Origin of the sequence: Oceanibium sediminis, from assembly GCF_003265325.1 — a bacterium.
Taxonomy (GTDB): domain Bacteria; phylum Pseudomonadota; class Alphaproteobacteria; order Rhodobacterales; family Rhodobacteraceae; genus Halovulum; species Halovulum sediminis.
Window position 1 is genome coordinate 410,410 of record NZ_QGNX01000003.1, and the last position, 20,574, is coordinate 430,983.

The 20,574-nt window shown below is 67.4% G+C and carries 26 protein-coding genes; 13 read left to right on the forward strand and 13 right to left on the reverse strand.

Annotated elements, in window-relative coordinates; genetic code table 11:
- The first annotated feature begins 1 nt into the window (after position 1).
- Positions 2-1,015 (forward strand): cytochrome d ubiquinol oxidase subunit II, encoded by a 1,014-nt coding sequence (locus tag DJ029_RS10440; RefSeq protein WP_232823041.1) that lies wholly within the window; start codon positions 2-4, stop codon positions 1,013-1,015.
- Positions 1,016-1,039: 24 nt separating this feature from the next.
- On the opposite strand, the gene DJ029_RS10445 is transcribed toward DJ029_RS10440, so the two are convergent.
- From DJ029_RS10445 to DJ029_RS10465, 5 genes are all read right to left on the reverse strand, one after another.
- Positions 1,040-1,615 (reverse strand): hypothetical protein, encoded by a 576-nt coding sequence (locus tag DJ029_RS10445; protein ID WP_157966340.1) that lies wholly within the window; start codon positions 1,613-1,615, stop codon positions 1,040-1,042.
- Positions 1,616-1,655: 40 nt separating this feature from the next.
- Positions 1,656-2,042 (reverse strand): hypothetical protein, encoded by a 387-nt coding sequence (locus tag DJ029_RS10450; RefSeq protein WP_112322368.1) that lies wholly within the window; start codon positions 2,040-2,042, stop codon positions 1,656-1,658.
- Complete coding sequence (locus DJ029_RS10455; RefSeq protein WP_112322369.1) at positions 2,042-2,176, reverse strand: aa3-type cytochrome c oxidase subunit IV; 135 nt, start codon at positions 2,174-2,176, stop codon at positions 2,042-2,044. Before DJ029_RS10455 ends, DJ029_RS10450 begins: the two co-directional genes overlap by 1 nt.
- 169 nt (positions 2,177-2,345) lie before the next feature.
- Positions 2,346-3,392, reverse strand: coding sequence for an MBL fold metallo-hydrolase (locus tag DJ029_RS10460; RefSeq protein WP_232823042.1), 1,047 nt, complete (start codon positions 3,390-3,392; stop codon positions 2,346-2,348).
- A complete protein-coding gene (locus DJ029_RS10465; RefSeq protein ID WP_112322370.1) occupies positions 3,389-5,083 on the reverse strand; it encodes an acyl-CoA dehydrogenase family protein in 1,695 nt (564 codons plus the stop codon). Before DJ029_RS10465 ends, DJ029_RS10460 begins: the two co-directional genes overlap by 4 nt.
- 100 nt (positions 5,084-5,183) lie before the next feature.
- On the opposite strand from DJ029_RS10465, the gene DJ029_RS10470 reads away from it, so the two are divergent.
- On the forward strand, positions 5,184-6,176 hold the full coding sequence (locus tag DJ029_RS10470; protein ID WP_112322371.1) for an L-threonylcarbamoyladenylate synthase: 993 nt from the start codon (positions 5,184-5,186) through the stop codon (positions 6,174-6,176).
- Here DJ029_RS10470 and DJ029_RS10475 read toward each other — a convergent pair.
- Together DJ029_RS10475 and rpsU are read right to left on the reverse strand one after the other, a co-directional pair.
- Positions 6,136-6,876 (reverse strand): metallophosphoesterase family protein, encoded by a 741-nt coding sequence (locus DJ029_RS10475; protein WP_112322372.1) that lies wholly within the window; start codon positions 6,874-6,876, stop codon positions 6,136-6,138. The two genes, DJ029_RS10470 and DJ029_RS10475, sit on opposite strands and share 41 nt — an antisense overlap.
- Before the next feature lie 106 nt (positions 6,877-6,982).
- Positions 6,983-7,189: a 30S ribosomal protein S21 gene (gene rpsU / locus DJ029_RS10480; protein ID WP_112322373.1), complete on the reverse strand. Its 207-nt coding sequence runs from the start codon at positions 7,187-7,189 to the stop codon at positions 6,983-6,985.
- 115 nt (positions 7,190-7,304) lie between these two features.
- Between rpsU and DJ029_RS10485 the strand changes: the two genes are divergently transcribed.
- The 3 genes from DJ029_RS10485 (at position 7,305) to DJ029_RS10495 (ending at position 9,970) form a co-directional block, all read left to right on the forward strand.
- Positions 7,305-8,018: a COQ9 family protein gene (locus DJ029_RS10485; protein WP_112322374.1), complete on the forward strand. Its 714-nt coding sequence runs from the start codon at positions 7,305-7,307 to the stop codon at positions 8,016-8,018.
- 87 nt (positions 8,019-8,105) lie between these two features.
- Entirely contained in the window at positions 8,106-8,978 is an 873-nt protein-coding gene (locus DJ029_RS10490; RefSeq protein ID WP_112322375.1) for a branched-chain amino acid aminotransferase, read from the forward strand.
- Positions 8,975-9,970, forward strand: a complete 996-nt coding sequence (locus tag DJ029_RS10495; RefSeq protein ID WP_112322376.1) for an NAD(P)H-quinone oxidoreductase — start codon at positions 8,975-8,977, stop codon at positions 9,968-9,970. The genes DJ029_RS10490 and DJ029_RS10495 overlap by 4 nt, the downstream gene beginning before the upstream one ends.
- A 43-nt stretch (positions 9,971-10,013) precedes the next feature.
- On the opposite strand, the gene DJ029_RS10500 is transcribed toward DJ029_RS10495, so the two are convergent.
- Positions 10,014-10,460, reverse strand: a complete 447-nt coding sequence (locus DJ029_RS10500; RefSeq protein ID WP_112322377.1) for an NUDIX domain-containing protein — start codon at positions 10,458-10,460, stop codon at positions 10,014-10,016.
- Positions 10,461-10,556: 96 nt separating this feature from the next.
- On the opposite strand from DJ029_RS10500, the gene DJ029_RS10505 reads away from it, so the two are divergent.
- The 3 genes from DJ029_RS10505 (at position 10,557) to cysK (ending at position 13,006) form a co-directional block, all read left to right on the forward strand.
- Complete coding sequence (locus tag DJ029_RS10505) at positions 10,557-11,417, forward strand: DMT family transporter (protein ID WP_112322378.1); 861 nt, start codon at positions 10,557-10,559, stop codon at positions 11,415-11,417.
- Positions 11,418-11,510: 93 nt separating this feature from the next.
- Positions 11,511-11,822, forward strand: a complete 312-nt coding sequence (locus DJ029_RS10510) for a YegP family protein (protein ID WP_112322379.1) — start codon at positions 11,511-11,513, stop codon at positions 11,820-11,822.
- A 110-nt stretch (positions 11,823-11,932) separates the two neighbouring features.
- Positions 11,933-13,006 carry a cysteine synthase A gene (gene cysK, locus DJ029_RS10515; RefSeq protein ID WP_112322380.1) on the forward strand — a complete coding sequence of 358 codons (1,074 nt, stop codon included), beginning with the start codon at positions 11,933-11,935 and terminating at the stop codon, positions 13,004-13,006.
- Positions 13,007-13,057: 51 nt separating this feature from the next.
- Here the strand turns inward: cysK and DJ029_RS10520 are convergent, their stop codons facing one another.
- Genes DJ029_RS10520 through DJ029_RS10530 form a run of 3 tightly spaced genes read right to left on the reverse strand, consistent with a single transcriptional unit; the run spans position 13,058 to position 14,863 of the window.
- Positions 13,058-14,134 (reverse strand): 5-(carboxyamino)imidazole ribonucleotide synthase, encoded by a 1,077-nt coding sequence (locus DJ029_RS10520; RefSeq protein WP_112322381.1) that lies wholly within the window; start codon positions 14,132-14,134, stop codon positions 13,058-13,060.
- Entirely contained in the window at positions 14,127-14,615 is a 489-nt protein-coding gene (gene purE, locus DJ029_RS10525; RefSeq protein ID WP_112322554.1) for a 5-(carboxyamino)imidazole ribonucleotide mutase, read from the reverse strand. The genes DJ029_RS10520 and purE overlap by 8 nt, the downstream gene beginning before the upstream one ends.
- A gap of 29 nt (positions 14,616-14,644) precedes the next feature.
- Positions 14,645-14,863, reverse strand: coding sequence for a YdcH family protein (locus DJ029_RS10530; RefSeq protein WP_112322382.1), 219 nt, complete (start codon positions 14,861-14,863; stop codon positions 14,645-14,647).
- Positions 14,864-14,997: 134 nt separating this feature from the next.
- Between DJ029_RS10530 and DJ029_RS10535 the strand changes: the two genes are divergently transcribed.
- The 3 genes from DJ029_RS10535 (at position 14,998) to aroA (ending at position 17,001) form a co-directional block, all read left to right on the forward strand.
- Positions 14,998-15,411 (forward strand): Hsp20 family protein, encoded by a 414-nt coding sequence (locus DJ029_RS10535; RefSeq protein WP_112322383.1) that lies wholly within the window; start codon positions 14,998-15,000, stop codon positions 15,409-15,411.
- A 4-nt stretch (positions 15,412-15,415) separates the two neighbouring features.
- The gene (locus DJ029_RS10540; RefSeq protein ID WP_112322384.1) at positions 15,416-15,643 is read left to right on the forward strand and encodes a DUF1150 family protein; all 228 of its coding nucleotides are present in this window, start codon (positions 15,416-15,418) and stop codon (positions 15,641-15,643) included.
- Positions 15,644-15,729: 86 nt separating this feature from the next.
- On the forward strand, positions 15,730-17,001 hold the full coding sequence (aroA, locus tag DJ029_RS10545) for a 3-phosphoshikimate 1-carboxyvinyltransferase (RefSeq protein WP_112322385.1): 1,272 nt from the start codon (positions 15,730-15,732) through the stop codon (positions 16,999-17,001).
- Positions 17,002-17,121: 120 nt separating this feature from the next.
- Here aroA and trxB read toward each other — a convergent pair whose 3' ends face one another.
- Positions 17,122-18,087, reverse strand: a complete 966-nt coding sequence (gene trxB, locus DJ029_RS10550) for a thioredoxin-disulfide reductase (protein WP_112322386.1) — start codon at positions 18,085-18,087, stop codon at positions 17,122-17,124.
- A 236-nt stretch (positions 18,088-18,323) separates the two neighbouring features.
- On the opposite strand from trxB, the gene DJ029_RS10555 reads away from it, so the two are divergent.
- Both DJ029_RS10555 and DJ029_RS10560 read left to right on the forward strand, forming a co-directional pair.
- Entirely contained in the window at positions 18,324-18,824 is a 501-nt protein-coding gene (locus DJ029_RS10555) for an Lrp/AsnC family transcriptional regulator (protein WP_112322387.1), read from the forward strand.
- A gap of 171 nt (positions 18,825-18,995) precedes the next feature.
- Positions 18,996-19,517 carry a PRC-barrel domain-containing protein gene (locus DJ029_RS10560; RefSeq protein WP_112322388.1) on the forward strand — a complete coding sequence of 174 codons (522 nt, stop codon included), beginning with the start codon at positions 18,996-18,998 and terminating at the stop codon, positions 19,515-19,517.
- Between the two features lie 78 nt (positions 19,518-19,595).
- Here DJ029_RS10560 and DJ029_RS10565 read toward each other — a convergent pair whose 3' ends face one another.
- Positions 19,596-20,186, reverse strand: a complete 591-nt coding sequence (locus tag DJ029_RS10565; protein ID WP_112322389.1) for an ATP-dependent Clp protease proteolytic subunit — start codon at positions 20,184-20,186, stop codon at positions 19,596-19,598.
- Positions 20,187-20,574: the final 388 nt, after the last annotated feature.

The following is a 20,574-nucleotide window of genomic DNA, read 5'->3' on the forward strand; positions in this document are numbered from 1 at the left end:
GATGATGACGATCGAACAGATGTTGGCGGATTGGCTGCCCCTGGCCTTCGTGGGGCTGATGGGGCTGTCGATCCTGATCTACGTGGTTCTGGACGGGTTCGACCTGGGCGTCGGCATCCTGTCGCCGCTGGTGAACGAGGGCGAGCGCGACATCATGATCGGCTCCATCGGGCCGTTCTGGGACGCGAACGAGACATGGCTGGTCCTCGCCGTCGGCCTGCTGCTGGTGGCTTTCCCGGCGGCCCATGGCACAATCCTGACCGCGCTGTACCTGCCCACGCTGCTGCTTCTGATCGGGTTGATCCTGCGCGGCGTTGCCTTCGAATTCCGCGCCAAGGCCCCGAGCGCGCGCAAGCGGACCTGGGATATGACGTTCTTCGCCGGCTCGGCGATGTCGGCGCTGGCGCAAGGCTACATGCTGGGCGTTTACGTGATCGGGCTGGATCAGTCGCTGTCGGGCTTCGCCTTTGGGCTGCTCACCGGGGTCTGCCTTGCGGCGGCCTATGCGTTCATCGGGGCGACCTGGCTGCTGGCCAAGACGGAAGGGGTGCTGCAACTGGCGGCCGCCCAATGGGCGCGGCGGCTGATCCTGCCGATGGCGCTGGGCATGGTGGCGATTTCCATCGCCTCGCCGCTGGCCAGTGACGAGATCTTCGCGAAATGGTTCCGCCTGCCCGAGGCGCTCTACCTCGCGCCGATCCCGCTGATGGCGGGGGGGCTGTTCGTCCTGCTGTTCCTTCTGGTGCGCGACATGCCCTTCACCGGGGACCGGCTGCGCTGGGCGCCTTTCGGGATCACCGCCGCGATCTTCATCCTCGGCTTCGTGGGGCTGGCCTATTCCTTCTTCCCCTACATCGTGCCGGGGCAGCTGACGATCTGGCAGGCGGCCGCGTCCCGCGATGCGCTGCTGATCATCCTCTACGGGGCGGTGTTCGTGCTGCCGATCATCCTTGGCTACACGGTGTTCGCCTACAGGGTGTTCGGGGGCAAGGCGACGGTGCTGCGCTATGAATAGTGCGGCGCGCGCCGCGGGGCGGGCTCAGTTCATGGGCACGTTCTTGCCGTGGTCTTCCTCGTACAGGTAGCGGTTCTGCACGCCCGGTTTTTGGGCGATCTGGCGGCGCAGGTCCTCGGGGAAGAAGCTGCTTTTCAGCCCGCCGAAGCCGGGCACCTCGTTCAGGACGGCGACGGTGTCGATGTTGCAGAACATCTTGGGGCTTGGCCCTTGCGCCTGGGCGCGGTTCAGCGCGATCTCGGCCACCTCTGGCGACACGTTGAACTTCTGCACATGCACGAAATAGGCGGAGCGTGCGTGGTAGCGTTCGTAATAGTCCACCAGCCGGTCGTTCGCGCCGTAAAGGATATCGCCGCGCTCGACCAGTTCGGGGTGGCTGAAGGACCCCGCGGGATCGTAGATCACCTGCTGCGAACCGTTGATCACAAGGGCGGAGTGCGCGGCGCGGTTGTCGCGCCGCTTGACCATCGTCACGACCGCGATGGAGGGCGGCTTGTCCGTCACCGCGCGCGCGGCGTCGATCTGCTGGACGCTCGCCCCTTCTTCCACGGCGCAGGCCGCGACAAGGCCCAGCACCATCAAACCGACAATGATACGCATGATTCGCATCGCCATCCTTCCACCAGATCCCCTGATCGGCCTAGGACCCGCTGGAGGCGCGGGTGCATTCGCCAACGATCCTGTCGTAGGAGCCGCCGAATCGCTCGTTGAAGGCAACGATGCTTGGATCATCGAACTCCGCGCCACTGGATAGCACGGACATCAATCGCATCAATGCCGCAACCCCGTCGGGGCCATATCCGGTTTCGAAGCGTGACAGGATGCACACGGCCCGCGCACGCTGCGCCGCGGGGGAAAGCCCCGCGATACCTGAGCGGGGCAACTGGTCGTGGAACGCCTGCGACAGGCGCACGAACCGCTCAACCGTCCTGTTTTCAACGGAAAAGCCGGGTGTTGCCGTGATGAGCGGCACTAGCAGGGCGGACAGGAGCAGCCAAGGCCGGATCCGGTCGCCCGCCAGACCCATCAGGAGTTGAAGATCGCCAGGAAGATGAGGACGCCGGCGCTGATGCCAAAAAGCCAGATCCAGAACTTGATGAACCCTTCGAAGGTTCTCTCGTGATCGCTTACGTCCATCTTGCCGTGTTCATGATCGCTCATTTGACGATTTCTCCGTTCTCGCGTGGGCGTCTTTCGCGCATTGCCTTAATGCGACGCTAGCAGAATGTCACGTAGGAAGCGACACCCGCGGGCAATTGAATCCGCGCCGTGCATCGGGGCCAAACCCTAGGAAAACGCGTTCCTTTTCGCCCCGCCTTCGCCCCGCCGCTCAGGCGCGCCGCCAGCGGTGGGCGCCGTCCTCACCCAGGGTGCGGATCGCCTTGCCGGTGCGGACCAGGTGATTCAGGTGTCCAAGGGTTTCCGCCAGGGCCAGTCCGTATTCGCTTTCGCCGATGTCGCGCTTGAACAGGGGCTTGAAACACGCCCCCCCGGTGCGCGGCGTCGCGAGGTGCTCGACCAGCCGCGCCAGCGCGCCGTGGTGGTTGTCGATCAGTTGCGCCAGCCGCGGGTGCACGCCGGTGAAGGGCAGCTTGTGGCCGGGCAGCACCAGCGGCTCGCCACGGGTGCGCGCCAGCAGCCGCTCGCAGCTTTCCAGCCATTCGCCGACCGGGTCCGCCTCAGGCTCGGATGGATAGACGCCGAGATTGGGCGAGATGCCCGGCAGGATCTGGTCCCCCGACAGGATCAGCGCGTCATCCTCGGACCAGAGCGTCGCGTGGGCGGGCGCGTGGCCGTGGCCGATTTCCACCCGCCAGTCGCGCCCCGCGGCGTGGAAAAGCTGCCCCTGGGACAGGCGGTGGAACCGCTCAAGCGGGGCATAGACGACATCGGCGAAGTTGAAGGGCCGGGTGGTGCGGCGTTGCTCCAGGATGGCCGGGTCCATCCCGGCGCGGCGATAGAACGCCTCGGCCTCGGCGGTCAGCGCGGGCTGCGCGTCAAGGCACAGCGCGCGGCCCACCTGGAAGGCGGTGCGCGTGGTCCAGACCTCTGCCTGGAAGCGTTCGACCAGCCATCCGGCCATGCCGATGTGGTCCGGGTGGTGATGGGTCAGGACCACCCGCGCCACCGGCTTTCCGGCCAGCGGGCCGTCCAGCAGCCCGTCCCAGGCCGCGCGGGATGCGCGGGTGTGCAGGCCGGTGTCCACGATGGTCCAGCTGTCGCCCTCATCCAGCGCGTAGATGTTGACGTGATCCAGCGCCATAGGCAGCGGCAGCCGCGCCCAGAGGATGCCGGGCGCGACCTCGCGCGCCTCACCTGCGGCGGGGGCGGTGTCGAAGGGATAGGCGATTTCCTGGCTGAGGAGCGGCTTGTTCACGAGGAAAGGGCCTCCGCTGAAAGGGCGTAAAGGTCGTCCGCGGGGGCGGTGGCGGCGGCGCAGAGGGCGTGGACCTCGGGCAGCAGCTGGTTCAGCGCGAAACGGGCCAGCGCGGCGCGGTTTCCGCCGCCCGCGGCGCCGGCGCGTTGCAGGTAGTGCCCGCCCAGCACCAGCGCGAAGGCGCGCAGGTAGGGGACGGCCCCGGCGAAACGCTGGTTCGGGTCGTCCGCGTCCAGCATGGATCGCGTCGTGGCGCGCAGTGCAGCGGCTGCATCGGCCAGCGCGGGCGCGCCGGTTTCGGCGGCTGTCGCGACCACCGCGTCCAGCAGGGCGAAGATCGCCGCGCCGCCGTCCGACATCATCTTGCGGCCCACAAGGTCCATGGCCTGAATGCCGTTGGTGCCCTCGTAGATCGCGGTGACGCGCACGTCGCGGTAATACTGGGCCGCGCCGGTTTCCTCGATATAGCCCATGCCACCGTGGACCTGCACACCCAGCTCGGCCACGCGGCAGCCGGTGTCCGTGCCGAAGGCCTTGGCGATCGGCGTCAGCACCGCCGCGCGGGCCAGCGCGGCGGCGTCGCCGCTGCGCCCGAGGTCGATGGACAGCGCGCAGTCCAGGCAGATCGCCCGCGCCATCGCGGTCAGCGCCTTCATCGTCATCAGCATGCGGCGCACGTCCGCATGATCGAGGATCGTGCCGGTGCCGTCCTTCACCAGCGACCGGCCCTGCGTGCGCTCCATCGCGTAGGCCAGCGCGTGCTGGTACGCGGCTTCGGCCTGGCTCAGCCCCTGGACGCCGACGCCGAGCCGGGCGTTGTTCATCATGGTGAACATCGCCGCCATGCCGCCGTGGGGCGCGCCGACCATCCAGCCCGTCGCGCCGTCATACTGCATCACGCAGGTGGGCGAGCCGTGCAGCCCCATCTTGTGTTCGAGCGAGACGACCTTCAGGCTGTTCGCCGCGCCGGGGTTGCCGGCCGCGTCGGGCAGGTACTTCGGCACCAGGAACAGGCTGATCCCCTTGGTGCCCGGCACGCCATCCGGCAGGCGGGCCAGCACCAGGTGGCAGACGTTTTCCGCCACGTCGTGATCCCCCCAGGAGATATAGATCTTCTGCCCGGTGATCGCGTAGGTCCCGTCGCCGTTATCCTCGGCCCGGGAGCGCAGAGCGCCCACGTCCGAGCCCGCCTGAGGCTCGGTCAGGTTCATCGTGCCGGTCCATTGCCCCGAATTCAGCTTGGGCAGGTACAGGTCCTTCAGCGCGTCGCTGGCGTGATGTTCCAGCGCCTCGATCTGGCCCTGGGTCATCAGCGGGTTCAGCGCCAGCGACAGGCAGGCGCTGGACATCATCTCCACCACGCAGGTGCTCAGCGCCTGGGGCAGGCCCATGCCGCCCCAGTCAGGCGCGCCGGTCATCGCGGTCCAGCCGCCCTCGGCAATGGCGCGATACCCTTCGGCGTAACCGGGCGAGGTGCGCACGAAGCCGTTTTCCAGCCGCGCGGGGGTTTCATCGCCCGCGCGGTTCAGGGGGGCGAGCACGTCTTCGGACAGGCGGGCGGCCTCGGTCAGGATCGCGTCGATCATGTCGGGCGTCGCTTCGGAGAAAAGCTCGGTCGCGGCAAGGCGGTCCGCACCGAGAACATGGGTCAGGTAGTACTGCATTTCCGTCAATGGCGCCCGATATCCCATGGACCACCTCCTTGCCTGTGCTTGTGATATTCGGGATCATCCCATATTTGCGCGCACAGTAGGTATTCCGGCCCCGCCGGACAAGAAGGGACCACGCGTCATGACCGAAGCCGACGGACCCAACACGATTCGCCTGAGCAACACGCCGCGCGGATTGCGCGCCGCCGTGGCGATGCTGCGCGAGGGGCAGCTTGTCTCGTTCCCGACGGAAACGGTCTATGGCCTTGGCGCGGATGCCACCAACGACCGCGCCGTCGCGGGGATCTTCGCGGCCAAGGGGCGGCCGCGCTTCAACCCGTTGATCGTGCATGTGCCGGACCTTGCCGAGGTTGAGGCGATCGCCAGCGTTCCGCAGGTTGCGGCGGATCTGGCGGCGGCCTTCTGGCCCGGGCCGCTGACCATGGTGCTGCCGTTGCGCGCGGACAGCGGCCTGGCGGACCTGGTCAGCGCGGGGCTGCCGACCGTTGCCGTGCGCGTGCCCGCCGACCCGGTGGCGCAGGCGTTGCTGCGCGCGCTCGGCCGCCCGGTTGCCGCGCCCTCGGCCAACCCGTCGGGCAAGGTCAGCGCGACCACGGCGGATCACGTGATGCAGGGGCTTTCGGGGCGGATCGCGGGGGTGCTCGACGCGGGGCCGACCGGCGTCGGGCTTGAGTCGACGATCCTGGCGGTCGAGCCGGAGGGGGCGGTGACGCTGCTGCGCCCCGGCGGCTTGCCGATCGAGGCGGTTGAGGCGATGATCGGCCCGGTGCCGCGCGACACGACTCCCCACGGGCCGGGGGATGGCGTGCGTGCGCCGGGTCAGCTTGCCTCGCACTACGCGCCGGACGTGGCGCTGCACCTGAATGCCGAGGTCGCGGATGCCGGGGCGCTGTGGCTGGCCTTCGGCCCGCTGAAGGGGCGGCGCGGCATCAGCTTGAGCGAAACCGGTGACTTGGTCGAGGCCGCCGCCAACCTGTTCGCGGCCCTGCACGACATCGACGCCGTGGCCCGCGACGCCGGGGTGCGCCAGGTGCTGGTCGATCCGATCCCCGCCCACGGGCTGGGGATCGCGATCAACGACCGGCTTTCCCGCGCGGCGACCCCACCGGCGTAAGGGGCCGGGGCCCGTCGCTGCCGAGCACCATGGCCGTGTCCCCCTCCAGCACCAGGCAGGACAGGGGGCCGCCGAAGACCGCGCCAGTGTCGATCTCGATCCGGTTGCCGTGATGGGTGACGCGCTCCACCGGGGTGTGCCCGTGGACGACGATGCCCGGATGCGGCCCGGTCCAGCTGAGGAACGGCTCACGAATCCAGATCAGGTCATGGGGGTCCTGCCGATCAAGCGGCACGCCGGGGCGAATCCCCGCGTGAACGAAGACATAGCCGCCGATCCGCACGAGGCGCGGGGCGCGTTGCAGAAACCCGAGGTGGGACGCGGGCGCGACCGCGCGGGCCTCCTCCGGGCTGACCCCGGGGTTGAGCCCGTAGGAGGCGAGCGTCTCCCGCCCGCCCATCGCGCCGCGCTGCCAGGAGGCGAACATCTCGCCCGGCAGGTCGCCGAGCAGGAAGTCCCGGAACAGCTCGTCATGGTTGCCGAGCAGCAGCACCGCGCCATCCAGCGCCAAAAGCCGGTCGAGCACGCCGCGCGCATCGGGGCCGCGATCGACATAATCGCCGACGCACAGGGTCACCGGGGCAGGGTGCGGGCGCGCGGAGAAGTCCGCCGCGATCCGGCCAAGCACATGCTCAAGCGCGCCGAGGCAACCGTGAATGTCGCCGATCGCGTAAATCCGCTTGCCGTCGGTGTCCGTCATCCGGCCCCCCTTGGGAATGCACCCGCCTGAAATGACAAAGCCCCGCAGCTTTCGCCCGGGGCCCGTCTGACGCCGGGGATAAACCCCGGCTGGTCACGCAATGTCTTTAAAGAAGACCTTCACGCTGAAGTTTTTTACGCGCGAGCTTGCGCGCACGGCGTACCGCTTCCGCTTTCTCACGAGCTTTCTTCACGGAGGGTTTTTCGAAATGCTGCCGAAGCTTCATTTCACGAAACACACCTTCGCGCTGCAATTTCTTCTTCAGCGCCCGAAGCGCCTGATCGACATTGTTGTCGCGAACCTGTACCTGCACTGGCTTTCACCACCTTTCGGGTTAAGAGTTTTAGAAATATCGCAGGGACGCGCTATATAGCAACGTCACGGCGTGGTGTCCACACCCGGATGCGGCGAAGCAAGAGAGAGTAGACATGACGGAAACACAACGCGAGACGGGCCCCGACCCGGTGGAAGAGGTGCGTGCGCGGGTGGTTGAGGCCGCCTTGCCGAACGTCGCGTTCGACGGCTGGTCCGATCGCACCCTTGCCGAGGCAGTCGAAGATGCCGGGGTGGACCCCGGGTTGGCGCGGCTGGCCTTTCCGCGCGGCGCAATCGATCTGGCGCTGGCGTTTCACTACCTGAACGACGCGGCCCTTGGGGACGCGATGGAGGCCGGCGACCTCAACAGCCTGCGGTATTCCGACCGCGTGGCGCGCGCGATAGAGTTGCGCTTGGAGCTGATCGCCCCCCACCGCGAGGCGGTGCGACGTGCTGTCGCGATGTTCGCGCTGCCCCATCACGCGCCGGACGGGGCGCGGGCGATCTGGCACACGGCCGACACGATCTGGACCGCGCTGGGCGACACCTCGGATGATGTGAACTGGTACACCAAGCGCGCGACGCTGTCGGGCGTTTACTCCGCCTCCGTGCTGTTCTGGCTCGGGGACGAGAGCGAGGACATGAGCGCGACCCGCGCCTTCATCGCGCGCCGGATCGGCGATGTCATGCAGATCGAGAAGGCCAAGGCGCGGCTGCGTGAGAACCCCTTGGGGCGCGCGTTCATGGCCGGCCCGGGACGCCTTTTCGACAAGGTGCGCGCGCCCGGCCCCGCGCGGGACGACATGCCCGGGCGCTGGAAGCCGTAATCGGCGGGCTCGCGGGCCGTCGTTTGACTTGTCCCGGCCCTGACCTCCGCTTAGGTTGCCTCGCAAAGGCATTTGGTGGAGGCAGGCATGGCGCTCGGCAAGTATGCGCATACGTGGTTCGATGGCGGCTGGCAGACCGGCAACACGCCGATCATGGGCGCCACGGACCATGGCACATGGCAGGGCACGATGGTGTTCGACGGTGCGCGCACCTTTGAGGGCGTGTCGCCCGACCTGGACCTGCATTGCGCGCGAATCACGCGCTCGGTACGCGCCATGGGCATGGAACCCCCGATGGAGGCCGAGGCGATCGAAGCGCTGGTGCGCGATGGCATCGCGCGCTGCCCCGATGGCGCGTCGCTCTACCTGCGCCCGATGATGTGGTCGACCGAGGCGAGCCCCGCGATCATCGACGCGGACCCCGGTTCCACCCGGCTTGCGATCTGCATCGAGGAATTGCCGATGCCCGCGCCGAACCCGCTGTCGCTGACGGTTTCACCCTTCCGCCGCCCCCGGCAGGACACGGCCCTGACCGAGGCGAAGGCCGCCTGCCTTTACCCCAACAATGCGCGGATCGTGCGCGACGCCCGCGCGCGCGGCTTTCACAACGCGCTGTCGCTGGATCTTGAGGACAACGTCGCCGAAACCGCCTCGACCAACGTGTTCATGGTGCGCGGGGGCGAGGTGTTCACGCCCGTCCCGAACGGGACCTTCCTTGCCGGCATCACCCGCGCGCGGGTGATCGAGTTGCTCGGGCGCGATGGCGTCAGGGTGCATGAAGTCCCGCTCACGCTTGCCGATTTCGACGAGGCGGAGGAGATTTTCCTGACCGGCAACGCCTCCAAGGTGATGCCCGTGGACCGGCTGGAGGAACGCGCGCTGTCCGTCGGCCCGGTGTTCCGCCGCACCCGCGAATTGTACTGGGACTATGCGCACAGCCGCATGGCGGCCACGGTATGAGCGAAGCTGCCAAGATGCGCGCCGTCGAAATCTCCGCCCCGGGCGGGCCGGAGGTGTTGCGCCTGACCGAGCGCCCCGTGCCCGTGCCCGGCCCGGGCGAGATCCTGATCAAACTGGCCGCCGCCGGGGTGAACCGCCCCGATGCGCTGCAACGCGCGGGGGCCTATGATCCGCCGCCCGATGCCTCGGACCTGCCGGGGCTGGAATGCGCGGGCGAGGTGGCCGCCGTCGGTCCCGGCGTCGGGCGCTGGCGCCCCGGCGACGCGGTTTGCGCCCTGTTGCCCGGCGGTGGTTACGCGGAATACGTCACCACGCCCGCCGATCATGCCCTGCCGGTCCCCGAGGGGCTGAGCATGGAACAGGCCGCGGCCCTGCCCGAGACCTTCTTCACCGTCTGGAGCAACGTGTTCATGCGCGCGCGCCTGCAAGCGGGCGAGCGTTTCCTCGTCCACGGCGGCAGCTCGGGCATCGGCACCACGGCGATCCAACTGGCCCGCCAATTCGGCGCGCGGGTCTTCACCACCGCCGGATCGCCCGAGAAATGCGCCGCCTGCGAAGGTTTGGGCGCGGAAGTTGCGGTCAACTACCGGCAAGAGGACTACGTGGACGCCCTGCGCGAGGCGACTGCCGGCGCGGGCATCGACGTCAGCCTGAACATGGTCGGCGGCGATTACATCGCGCGGGACCTGAAGCTGTTGGCCCCGGACGGGCGGCTGGTGATGATCGCCTTCCTGCAAGGGCCGAAGGTCGAGCTGAACCTCGCTCCGGCGATGGTGAAACGCCTGACGATCACCGGCTCCACCCTGCGCCCGCAATCGGTGGCCGCGAAAACCGCCATTGCGCGGGAGCTGGAAACACGGGTCTGGCCGTTGATCTCTGCGGGGCGGATCGCGCCGGTCATGGATCAGAGTTTTCCGTTGGAAAAGGCGGCAGAGGCGCACGCGCGGATGGAAAGCTCTGCCCATATCGGGAAGATCGTGCTGACGGTGTGAGGCAGTTGCCCGGAAGCAAGCGCGACGCGCGCCGGGCCATCGCCTAGCGAACGATCGCTTCCAGCGGATCGTAGCGCGCCGGGCCTGCGCCGTCGAAGGCAACCCGCGGCAGGCTGTCGGGCTTGAAGCGCAGGGTGGCGATCTCTGCCTCGGAAAAGAACCGCCGGCGGGTGACCACGGCCTCGGGGTCCTGCCAGTTGTCGGACAGGGTGCCGCCGGTGATCTCGGCGCGGAAGAACAGTTCCACCTGGTGAAAGCTGCCCTTCGGGTCGTGGAACTCGTTCACCAGAGCCAGTGCGCCCACGCGGATGGTCAGGCCGGTTTCCTCGAACACCTCTCGCGCCAGGTTGTCGGGCAGTGACGCGCCCCGCTCGACCCCGCCGCCGGGGGCGCACCACAGGTCGCTTTGATCGCCCGGATAGGCGTTGACCAGAAGCAGGCGGTTGTCGCGCAGGATCAGCGCGCGGGCGGCAAGGCGGGGTTGGCTCATGCCCCCTTTTCGGCGCAAATACCGCCCCCGTCCAGTGCTGCGGGGCGCGGTGTGAAAAGATTGCGCGTTCGGGTTGCCCGGGCGCATAGTCGGGCGATGAGAGTGTTCCTGATCACCGTGCTCGCCCTTGTCGCCTTCGCGGCGAACTCGGTCCTGAACCGCGCCGCGCTGGCCGGGGCGGGGATGGAACCGGGGCTGTTCACCGCGATCCGGCTGATGTCCGGGGCGCTGATGCTGATGGCGATCTTCCGCCTCTCCGGGGGGCGGGGCGTCGGCGGCAGCTGGGCCTCTGCCGGGGCGCTGGTGGTCTACGCGGTGGCGTTTTCCTATGCCTACCAGTGGCTCGATGCGGGTGTCGGGGCGCTGATCCTGTTCGGATCGGTGCAGATCACGATGTTCGCGGGCGGCCTGCTGGGCGGGCAGCGGCCGGGGGGCTGGCGCTGGCTCGGCTCGGGGCTGGGGCTGGCGGGGCTGGGCGTGCTGTTCCTGCCCGGTGCCGCCGCGCCCGGGGTTGCGGGGGTCGCGCTGATGGTGTTGGCCGGGATCGCCTGGGGCGTCTATTCGCTGCGCGGCGCGACATCGGGCGCGGCGCTGAGGGCGACGGCGGGCAACTTCCTGCGCTCGGTCCCCGTGGGGGTGGCGCTGCTGCTGCCCGTGGGGTTCGGCGCGGAAACGCAGCTGAGCGCCGCCGGCGTGGCGCTGGCGGTCGCCTCGGGCGCGCTTGCCTCGGGGCTGGGCTACGCGGTGTGGTACAGCGCTTTGCCCCATCTTGATCCGGCCATCGCCGCCATCGCGCAACTGACCGTGCCGCTGATTGCGCTGGTCGGGGGCATGATCTGGCTGGCGGAGGTGCCGACCCCGGCCTTCGCGCTGGCCGCGGGGCTGATCCTTGGCGGGGTCGTACTGGCCGTCTTCGGCCCGCGCCTGTCGGCGGGGCGCAACACACGGGGCGGTTGATCGCGCGCAGGGACTTGCGCGAAATCCCGGTGTCTCGCAAACTCCGGCGCAGGTTCGTGGACGAACCGGATTGGCAACAGGCGAGGGGACCTCATGGCAGGCGAGAACGACAAATTCGAAGTGTACCAGGACAAGGCGGGCGAGTACCGCTGGCGGCGCACGGCAACGAACGGGCAGATCGTCGGCGCCTCCTGCGAGGGGTACAAGAACAAGTCCGACTGCGAGGCGAACATGAACCGCGGTCCGAACCCGTCGGACAAGTGGGAATTCTACACCGACAAGAAGGGCGAATACCGCTGGCGGCGCACGGCGTCCAACGGGCAGGTCGTCGGCGCGTCCTCGGAAGGGTACACCAAGAAGTCGGACGCCGAGGCGAACGCGTCCCGGCAGGGCTACACCGGCTGACCCTGGACTGAAAGCAGGGCATGCGCGCCCGTCCGCAGGAAATGCGGGCGGGCTTTTTCGTCTGTGGTAACATTTACCTCGACTCAGACAACAGAAACGGGGGACCATCCATGACCAGCACAATACGCACCACCAACGGCCGCGGACGCCGGTACGACAGCATCGTGGACACCGTCGGGGACACGCCCTGCATCCGGGTGAACAACCTCGCGCCCGAAGGCGTGAACATGTTCGTGAAGGCCGAGTTCTTCAATCCCGCCGCCTCGGTCAAGGACCGGCTGGCAGTGGGCATCATCGAGGCGGCTGAGCGTGACGGCACCCTCAAACCCGGCCAGACCGTGGTTGAGGCGACGTCCGGGAACACCGGGATCGGACTGGCGATGGTCTGCGCGGCCAAGGGCTATCCGCTGGTCGTGACCATGGCCGACAGCTTTTCCATCGAGCGGCGGCGCCTGATGCGGATGCTCGGGGCGAAAGTGGTGCTGACGCCGCGCGCGGAAAAGGCGATGGGGATGTACAAGAAGGCCGTCGAGCTGGCCGAGGCGCACGGCTGGTTCCTTGCCCGCCAGTTCGAGACGGAGGCCAACGCCGATATCCACGAGCACACCACCGCGCGCGAGATCGTCAATGATTTCGCCGATACGACGCTGGACTACTTCGTCACCGGTTACGGTACCGGGGGCACCGTCACCGGCGTTGGCCGGGTGCTGCGCAAGGAAATGCCGCAGACGAAGATCATCCTCTCGGAACCGGCGAACGCGGCGCTGATCGGCAGCGGCGTGGCGCAGGAACGGGGCGAGGGCGGCGCGCCTGCCCGTGGCCACCCCGCGTGGGAGCCGCATCCGATCCAGGGCTGGACACCGGATTTCATTCCTAACGTCCTGCAGGAAGCCATCGACAAGAAGTACTATGACGAGCTGATCCCGGTCGCCGGACCCGACGGCATCGCCTGGGCTAGGAAGCTGGCTTCGGAGGAGGGGATCTTCACCGGGATTTCCGGCGGCTCCACCTTCGCGATCGCCATGGGCATCGCCGAGAAGGCAGCGCCGGGCACCACGATCCTGACCATGTTGCCCGATACGGGGGAGCGTTATCTCTCCACCCCGATGTTCGAGGGCATCCCCGAGGAGATGACCGAGGAGGAGCAGAAGATCGCCGCCTCCACGCCGAGTGCCCGGCTCTGACAGGATTCGCAGGGGGCGTGCCCTGGCGCACGCCCCTGCATTTTGGCGGGCCTATTTCGACTTCGGGGTGATCCGGTTCACATGGCCCATCTTGCGGCCCGGCCGCGCCTCGGCCTTGCCGTAAAGGTGCAGCCCGCCGCGCGCGCCATTGGCGAGCCAGCCGTCGGCCTCCTCGCCGATGAGGTTGGTCATCACCGCGTTCGAGTGGCGCTGCCCGTCGCCCAGCGGCCAGCCCGCGACGCAGCGGATATGCTGCTCGAACTGGTCGATCAGGCAGGCGTCCTGCGTCCAGTGGCCGGAGTTATGCACCCGCGGGGCGAACTCGTTCACCACGAGGCCCGCGTCGGTGACGAACAGCTCCACCCCGATTACACCGACATAATCGAGCGCGTTCAGGATGCGCGCCGCGATCAGCACCGCGTCGGTGGCAAGGGCAGGGGGGATGTCCGCGGGAACGGTGGTGGTGGACAGGATGCCATCCTCGTGCACGTTCTCACCGGGATCGAAACAGGCGACGTCCCCGGTCAGCCCGCGCGCGCCGATCACCGATATTTCGCGTGTGAAGTCGACGAACCCCTCCAGCACCGAGGGCGCGCCAGCCACCGCATCCAGCGCGGCGGGTATGTCCTGCTGCCCGGACAGCCGGGCCTGCCCCTTGCCGTCATAGCCGAAACGCCGCGTCTTCAGGATCGCGGGCGCGCCGATCGCATTGAGCGCGGCGCTGAGCGAGGCTTCGTCGTTCACCTCGGCATAGGGCGCAACGGTCAGGCCGATCCCCTCGAGCCACTGCTTCTCGGACAGGCGGTCCTGTGACACCGCCAGCGCCTTGCGCCCGGGGCGCACCGGCACCAGCGCCTCGATCGCGTCGAGCGCGGCGGTGGGGATATTCTCGAACTCGTAGGTGACGACATCGACGGCGGCGGCGAAGGTGTTCAGCGCCGTGACATCGTCATACCCCGCGCAGGTGTGCTGATCGCACACCTGCGCGGCGGGCGCGGCGGGGTCGGGGTCGAAGACCGTCACCTTCAGGCCCAGGGGGGCGGCGGCCAGCGCCAGCATACGGCCCAGCTGCCCCCCGCCCAGAATGCCGATCCGGCTGCCCGGTGCCAACACTGCCGCGTCAGTCATGAGCCGGCTCCTCGGGGATGGCGTCGCTCTGCGCGGCGCGCCAGGCGTCGAGCCGCCCGGCCAGGGCGTTGTCGGTCGTGGCCAGCATCGCGGCGGCGAACAGCGCCGCGTTCGCCGCGCCCGCAGGGCCGATGGCCAGGGTGCCCACGGGCACGCCCTTGGGCATCTGCACGATGGACAGCAGCGAATCGAGGCCGTTCAGCGTGCTCGACTTCACCGGCACGCCCAGCACCGGCACGCGGGTCTTGGCCGCCAGCATCCCCGGCAGGTGCGCCGCGCCGCCCGCGCCAGCGATGATCGCCCGCAGGCCGCGCGTCGCGGCGGTCTCGGCGTAGTCAAACAACCGGTCGGGGGTGCGGTGGGCACTGACGATTCGCGTCTCATGCGAGATGTTGAGCTCATCGAGGATCTCGACCGCCTTTTCCATCGTGGGCCAATCGGACTGGCTTCCCATGACGATGCCGATCAAAGGGTTGGACATGCGCGGTTCCATTCGTGTTCAGGTGGGGTTCAGGCGATGATGTCGGGGGTCAGGTCGTCTTCCAGGCGTGCGATCTGGTCCTTCAGCGCGAGTTTGCGCTTCTTGAGCCGGCGCAGCGCGAGCATGTCGACGCCGGGCTGCTCCTCGAGTGCGCGGATCGCATCGTCCAGGTCCCGGTGCTCCGTGCGCAACCCGCCCAGTCTGGCGCGGATCACCTCCACTCGTTTCATCTTCGAAGCATCGGTCATCAGGCGGTTCCAGCGCTTTGGGCCCTTGTCTTATGCCCATGTGGTCCCCATATTTTCAAGAGCCAAGGCTGCCGCAAATGGGGCCGTGGATGCGAGAGCTACGTCGCTTAAACGAAGGACGGAAGTGAGATACGATGACAAAGGCGAGTTTTGCCGGCCATCCCTACCTGTTGGGGTTTGAACAACTCGAACGCCTGATGGAGCGGACCGCGAAAGCGGGCGCAGATGGCTACCCACCCTATAATATCGAAAGCCGGGGCGAAGGCGCCTACCGTATCACGCTGGCAGTCGCCGGTTTCGCGGAAGAGGATCTTTCGATCACGCTTGAAAACGCCCAGCTCGTGGTCCGTGGCCGACAGGCCGACGATCCGGGCGAGCGGGTTTTCCTGCACCGCGGCATTGCCGCACGCCAGTTCCAGCGCAGTTTCGTGCTGGCCGATGGCGTCGAGGTTTCGGGCGCGGCGTTGGAAAACGGACTGCTCCACATCGACCTGCATCGCCAGGTCCCCGACAACGTGGTGCAGACGATCAAGATCAGAAAGGGGTGAGCAGATGGCAGACCACAAATTCATGACCATGCCGACGGACGACAGCATCGTCTACGTCCGCAAGGTCGAGCGGGACTCGCTTCCCGACGAAGTTAAGGTCCAGACCGCCGGGATGGACGCGATCTATTCGATCCACGACGGATCGGGCCGCGTTCTGGCGCTGGTCGATGACCGGAAGAAGGCGTTTTCGGTCGCGCGCATGAACGAGATGACCCCGGTCAGCGTTCACTGATGCAAAAGCGTGCGCCGCCCCCTTGGCGGCGCTGCGATTCCCTGCCAGAACAACCGCCGAGACTTGGGCAGGGCGGGCGAAGCATCATGGCGGATCTTACGAATGTGGCGAAACTCGAGGCGCTGACTGTAATTCCAGTCACCGCGCCCCTGCAGGGACGCGCCGCGCCTCCGGGTTCCAAATCCATCACCAACCGCGCCTTGCTGGTCGCAGGCCTTGCCCGCGGCACCAGTCACATCACCGGCGCGCTGAAAAGCAAGGACACCGCGCTGATGGCGCAGGCCCTGCGCGACATGGGCTGCACGGTGGACGAGCCGGACGCGACCAGCTTCACCGTCACGTCGAGCGGCGCGCTGAAGGCCCCGGCGAAACCCCTTTTCCTCGGCAACGCGGGCACGGCGATGCGCTTCCTGACGGCGGCGGTCACGCTGGCGGACGGGACGGTTGTCGTCGATGGCGATGAGCACATGCGCAAGCGCCCCATCGGCCCGCTGGTCGCCGCGCTGACCTCTGTCGGCGTCGTGGCGCGCGACACGAACGGAATGCCGCCGGTCACGGTCGAAGGGCAGGGCCATTTCGGCGCCGGCCGGGTCGAGATCGACGGCGGGCTTTCCAGCCAGTACGTCTCGGCGTTGCTGATCGCGGCGGCCTGTGCGAACGGCCCGGTCGAGGTGGCGCTGACAGGTCCCAACATCGGCGCGCGCGGCTACGTCGACCTGACCCTTGCGGTGATGCGCAGCTTCGGCGCGGTGGCCGAGCAGATCGGCGACGCCGCCTGGCGTGTCGCGCCCACCGGCTACACGGCGACCGATTTCGTGGTGGAGCCCGACGCCTCGGCCGCGACCTACCTTTGGGGCGCGGCGGCGATCACCGGCGGGCAGATCGACCTTGGCCTTCAGCCCGGTGATTTCACCCAGCCCGACGCGGCGGCAGCCGCCGTGATCGCTCAATTCCCCCACATGCCTGCCGAGATCGATGGCAGCCAGATGCAGGACGCCATTCCCACCATTGCCGTCCTTGCCGCGCTGAACGCCACGCCGGTGCGGTGCACCGGCATCGCGAACCTGCGCGTCAAGGAGTGCGACCGGACCGCGGCCCTGTCGACGGAGCTGAACCGGATCCGCCCCGGCCTGGCCGAGGAGCAGGGCGATGACCTGATCGTGCACGCCGACCCCGGCCTTGCGGGGCAGACCCTGCCGACCCGGATCGAGACCTATGCCGATCACCGCATCGCCATGAGCTTCGCGCTGCTGGGCTTGAAGGTGGGCGGCCTCAGCATCCTGGACCCGGGCTGCACGGGGAAGACCTGGCCTGAGTACTGGCAGGTGATGCACGACCTCGGCGTGCGCTACGACTGACGCCGCCGAGTGGGGGCTCAGGCGCCCCGCTATCAGCGCTCCGGCAATAGATTGGTGCCGGGGCGCTTGTTTTTCAGGGGGGCAGTCAGCCGGGAAATCCCGATGTGCCCGGGCGTCGGCTCACTCGGCGGCCTGAACGATTTCAGCGTCCATCGCCGCAATAAAGCGTTCCGCGTCCAGCGCGGCCATGCAGCCCATGCCGGCGCTCGTCACTGCCTGGCGGTAGACGTGGTCGGTCAGGTCGCCCGCCGCGAACACCCCGGGGATCGAGGTTTCGGTGGTGCCCGGCTTGACCTTCACGTAGCCGCCCATGTGGGTTTCCAGCTGGTCCTTCACCAGTTCAGACGCCGGGGCGTGGCCGATGGCGACGAACACGCCCTTGGCCGGAATCTCGGTAATCTCGCCGGTCTTGGTGTGCTTCACGCGCACCCCCTCGACACCGAGGGGCTGGTCGGCGCCGATGACTTCCTCGATCTCGTGGAACCAGAGGGTTTCGATCTTGGGGTTCTTGAACAGGCGGTCCTGCAGGATCTTCTCGGCCCGCAACTCGTCACGGCGGTGGATCAGCGTGACCTTCGAGGCGAAGTTGGTCAGGAACAGCGCCTCTTCCACGGCGGTGTTGCCCCCGCCCACGACCACGATTTCCTGCCCGCGATAGAAGAAGCCGTCACAGGTCGCACAGGCGGACACGCCAAAGCCCTTGAACTTTTCCTCGGACGGCAGGCCCAGCCATTTCGCCTGCGCGCCGGTCGCCAGGATCACCGCGTCCGCGGTGTAGACGGTACCGCTGTCGGATTGCGCCGTGAAGGGGCGCTTGGACAGGTCCAATGACGAGATATGGTCCGAGATCACTTCGGTGCCGACGGATTTCGCGTGCGCTTCCATGCGCACCATCAGGTCGGGGCCCTGCACCTCGGTATCGCCGGGCCAGTTTTCGACCTCGGTCGTGGTGGTGAGCTGCCCGCCGGGCTGGATGCCCTGCACCAGGATCGGCTCCAGCATCGCGCGTGCGCCGTAGACGGCGGCGGTATATCCGGCCGGGCCGGAGCCGATGATCAACAGGCGGGTGTGGCGGGTCTCGGACATGGCGCGTCTCCTTCGAAAGCGGTGCTCTGATATAAGCGCGCGGGCGGTTGAGCGCAATCACCCGTGCCGCCGCCTGGCGGACCTGCGGGGCGCGCATGAAGGGGGACGCGCGCACACCGGCGCTGCCGCGCGTTGATGTGGCGCAGCGTCGCCAAGGCTTTCCTTTCTTGCGCGAACGTGAAATATACTTTCGTCTGACCCCGCAGGTGCGGCAACAATCTAGAAACGACAGCGACATGCCCAGTATCAAACTCGACCCCATCGATCGCAAGATCCTTGCTGAGCTTCAGGCTGACGGCCGCATGACGAACGTCGAACTGTCGCGGCGGGTCGGCATTTCCGCGCCACCCTGCCTGCGCCGTGTCCGCACGCTTGAGGAAGCCGGGTTGATCCGGGGCTACCACGCGGATGTGAACGCCCGTGAGCTTGGCTTCGAGGTGCAGGTCTTCGCCATGGTCTCGCTCACCAGCCAGGCCGAAGCGGCGCTGTCCGCGTTCGAGGCGAAGGCCCGCTCCTGGCCGCTGGTGCGCGAGTGTCACATGCTGAACGGAGAGATCGACTTCATCCTGAAATGCGCCGCGCCGGACCTGTCCACCTTCCAGACCTTCCTGACGGAGGAGTTGACCGCCGCCGACAACGTGGCGAGCGTGAAGACCTCGCTGGTGATCCGCAACGCCAAGGATGAGCCGGGCATTCCCTTTGAGGTGATCGAAGCGCGCGCCGCGTTGGACGACTGAGCGTTCGATCAAGTCTCTGATAACAAAGCAATATTGAAGTTACGCCTTGGGGTTGTGGCAGGTTCCCGCCGATCCCAGAAGCCCTTGGGAACGAAGCGGGGATTCCCTTCGTTGTGACGTCACAGGTTGCCGATGACCGGTGCCCTGATGTCATACGAAAGGAGATGACCGATGAAAATGTTTCTTCTGGTAACGGCCGCGTCCCTTGCCCTGAGCGCATCGGCACAGGCCGAAAGTCACGTCGCCGCGGGCGGCACGATGGAAAGTGAAGCCGAAACCTCCGCGGGGGTCGACGCGACCGTCGCGCCCGGCCCCGACGCCACGCTGCCAACCGATGAGAGCGCGACCGAACTGGTCGAAACCCCGGATGCCGGGATGGAAGGCGCTGCTGATACGGTGGTGGTGACAGGTATGGACGGCCCGGTTCCCGTGGATGTGCTGATCGGCGCCGAAGTCTACAGCGTCGAGGGCGATGATGTGGGCGAGATCTCGGACATCGTCTTCGCCTCGGCCGATGAAGACGTGCGGTTCCTGGTGGATGTGGGCGGTTTCCTCGGATTTGGTGAGCATACGGTCGCCCTGTCCGGGAATGACGTCACTGTCACGATGCAGGACCAGAACACTGCGCGCGTGGATGTGACCCTTACCCGCGAAGCGCTGGAGGACATGCCGGAGTATGAACCCGTGCAATAAGCCGGGGACATGTCCGCCAGAAGACAAGAAGGGCGCCCGCAAGGGCGCCCTTTTCCTGTTGTGCCGCCGATTGCCGGATCAGGCGGGAATATCGGCTTCCGAGCGGATGACCTTGGACAGGATGCCGTAGGCCTTCGCTTCGTCGGTGTTCATCCACTTGTCCCGCTCGATATCCTTGCGCACGGTGTCGATGTCGGTCCCGGTGGTTGCCGAGATGATCTGCGCCAGGCGCTCGCGCATCTTCTCGATCTGCTCGGCCTGGATCTCGATATCCGAGACCTTGCCGCCGACTCCGCCCGAGGGCTGGTGGATCAGGAAGCGCGTGTTCGGCAGGCAGTACCGGTTGCCCTTGTCCGCGGCGAGGAAGATATGCGTCCCCGCGCTGGCGACCCAGCCGGTGCCGATCATGCGGACCTTGGGCTTGATGAACTGCACGATGTCATGGATCGTGTCGCCCGCTTCCACGTGTCCGCCCTGAGAGTTGATGAACATCGTGATCGGCGCGTCGCTTTCATCGGCCATGGCCAGAAGCTGCGCGCTGACGCGCTTGGCCATCTTCTGGTCGATCGCCTCGCAGATGATGATCTTGCGCGCTGACATCAGGCGGTCGGCGATCGGATCGGCAGTGCGGCCTTCGGTGTCTTTTTCGGGTTCGGAAAGGGCGGTCATGAGGCGTTCCTTGCTGGTGTCCTAGACGGAGGTAAGCGTGTTTCCGGCCGAGGGCAAGGGGCAGCGCCCGTCGCGCCGCCCCCCTGGGCGCCCCTGCCGGATCGCTCAGGGTTGGCCATGTATTGCGCGGAAACGTGACTGTTTGGATAACGCCGCTTGTTCAGGGGGCGCGGTTTGGCGTTGCGGTGGAATCGCATTCTATATTCCGAATGTGAGGTGCCGGGCGTCTGACGCGTCAGGGCCCGGGGCCGCGCAACGCCGGCCCGCCGGGTCCTTTGCGCCCGGTTTCGTGCCTTGGTGGCGGATGGTGCAAAACGAGAGCGTCGTAAAACTCTGGTTTGAAATCCAGTATATGGGCGCCTTCACAGAAACGTTTGGAACTTTCGCT

Coding starts and splice junctions, on each gene's coding strand:
- DJ029_RS10505 (WP_112322378.1), top strand. CDS start 10,557: ATGAGAGTGTTCCTGATCACCGTGCTCGCCCTTGTCGCCTTCGCGGCG.
- aroA (WP_112322385.1), top strand. CDS start 15,730: ATGGCGGATCTTACGAATGTGGCGAAACTCGAGGCGCTGACTGTAATT.
- DJ029_RS10565 (WP_112322389.1), bottom strand. CDS start 20,186: ATGACCGCCCTTTCCGAACCCGAAAAAGACACCGAAGGCCGCACTGCC.
- DJ029_RS10540 (WP_112322384.1), top strand. CDS start 15,416: ATGGCAGACCACAAATTCATGACCATGCCGACGGACGACAGCATCGTC.
- DJ029_RS10465 (WP_112322370.1), bottom strand. CDS start 5,083: ATGGGATATCGGGCGCCATTGACGGAAATGCAGTACTACCTGACCCAT.
- DJ029_RS10455 (WP_112322369.1), bottom strand. CDS start 2,176: ATGAGCGATCATGAACACGGCAAGATGGACGTAAGCGATCACGAGAGA.
- trxB (WP_112322386.1), bottom strand. CDS start 18,087: ATGTCCGAGACCCGCCACACCCGCCTGTTGATCATCGGCTCCGGCCCG.
- DJ029_RS10530 (WP_112322382.1), bottom strand. CDS start 14,863: ATGACCGATGCTTCGAAGATGAAACGAGTGGAGGTGATCCGCGCCAGA.
- DJ029_RS10485 (WP_112322374.1), top strand. CDS start 7,305: ATGACGGAAACACAACGCGAGACGGGCCCCGACCCGGTGGAAGAGGTG.
- purE (WP_112322554.1), bottom strand. CDS start 14,615: ATGTCCAACCCTTTGATCGGCATCGTCATGGGAAGCCAGTCCGATTGG.
- DJ029_RS10495 (WP_112322376.1), top strand. CDS start 8,975: ATGAGCGAAGCTGCCAAGATGCGCGCCGTCGAAATCTCCGCCCCGGGC.
- DJ029_RS10470 (WP_112322371.1), top strand. CDS start 5,184: ATGACCGAAGCCGACGGACCCAACACGATTCGCCTGAGCAACACGCCG.
- DJ029_RS10510 (WP_112322379.1), top strand. CDS start 11,511: ATGGCAGGCGAGAACGACAAATTCGAAGTGTACCAGGACAAGGCGGGC.
- DJ029_RS10555 (WP_112322387.1), top strand. CDS start 18,324: ATGCCCAGTATCAAACTCGACCCCATCGATCGCAAGATCCTTGCTGAG.
- DJ029_RS10535 (WP_112322383.1), top strand. CDS start 14,998: ATGACAAAGGCGAGTTTTGCCGGCCATCCCTACCTGTTGGGGTTTGAA.
- DJ029_RS10560 (WP_112322388.1), top strand. CDS start 18,996: ATGAAAATGTTTCTTCTGGTAACGGCCGCGTCCCTTGCCCTGAGCGCA.
- DJ029_RS10475 (WP_112322372.1), bottom strand. CDS start 6,876: ATGACGGACACCGACGGCAAGCGGATTTACGCGATCGGCGACATTCAC.
- cysK (WP_112322380.1), top strand. CDS start 11,933: ATGACCAGCACAATACGCACCACCAACGGCCGCGGACGCCGGTACGAC.
- DJ029_RS10445 (WP_157966340.1), bottom strand. CDS start 1,615: ATGCGTATCATTGTCGGTTTGATGGTGCTGGGCCTTGTCGCGGCCTGC.
- DJ029_RS10520 (WP_112322381.1), bottom strand. CDS start 14,134: ATGACTGACGCGGCAGTGTTGGCACCGGGCAGCCGGATCGGCATTCTG.
- DJ029_RS10440 (WP_232823041.1), top strand. CDS start 2: ATGATGACGATCGAACAGATGTTGGCGGATTGGCTGCCCCTGGCCTTC.
- DJ029_RS10500 (WP_112322377.1), bottom strand. CDS start 10,460: ATGAGCCAACCCCGCCTTGCCGCCCGCGCGCTGATCCTGCGCGACAAC.
- DJ029_RS10450 (WP_112322368.1), bottom strand. CDS start 2,042: ATGGGTCTGGCGGGCGACCGGATCCGGCCTTGGCTGCTCCTGTCCGCC.
- DJ029_RS10490 (WP_112322375.1), top strand. CDS start 8,106: ATGGCGCTCGGCAAGTATGCGCATACGTGGTTCGATGGCGGCTGGCAG.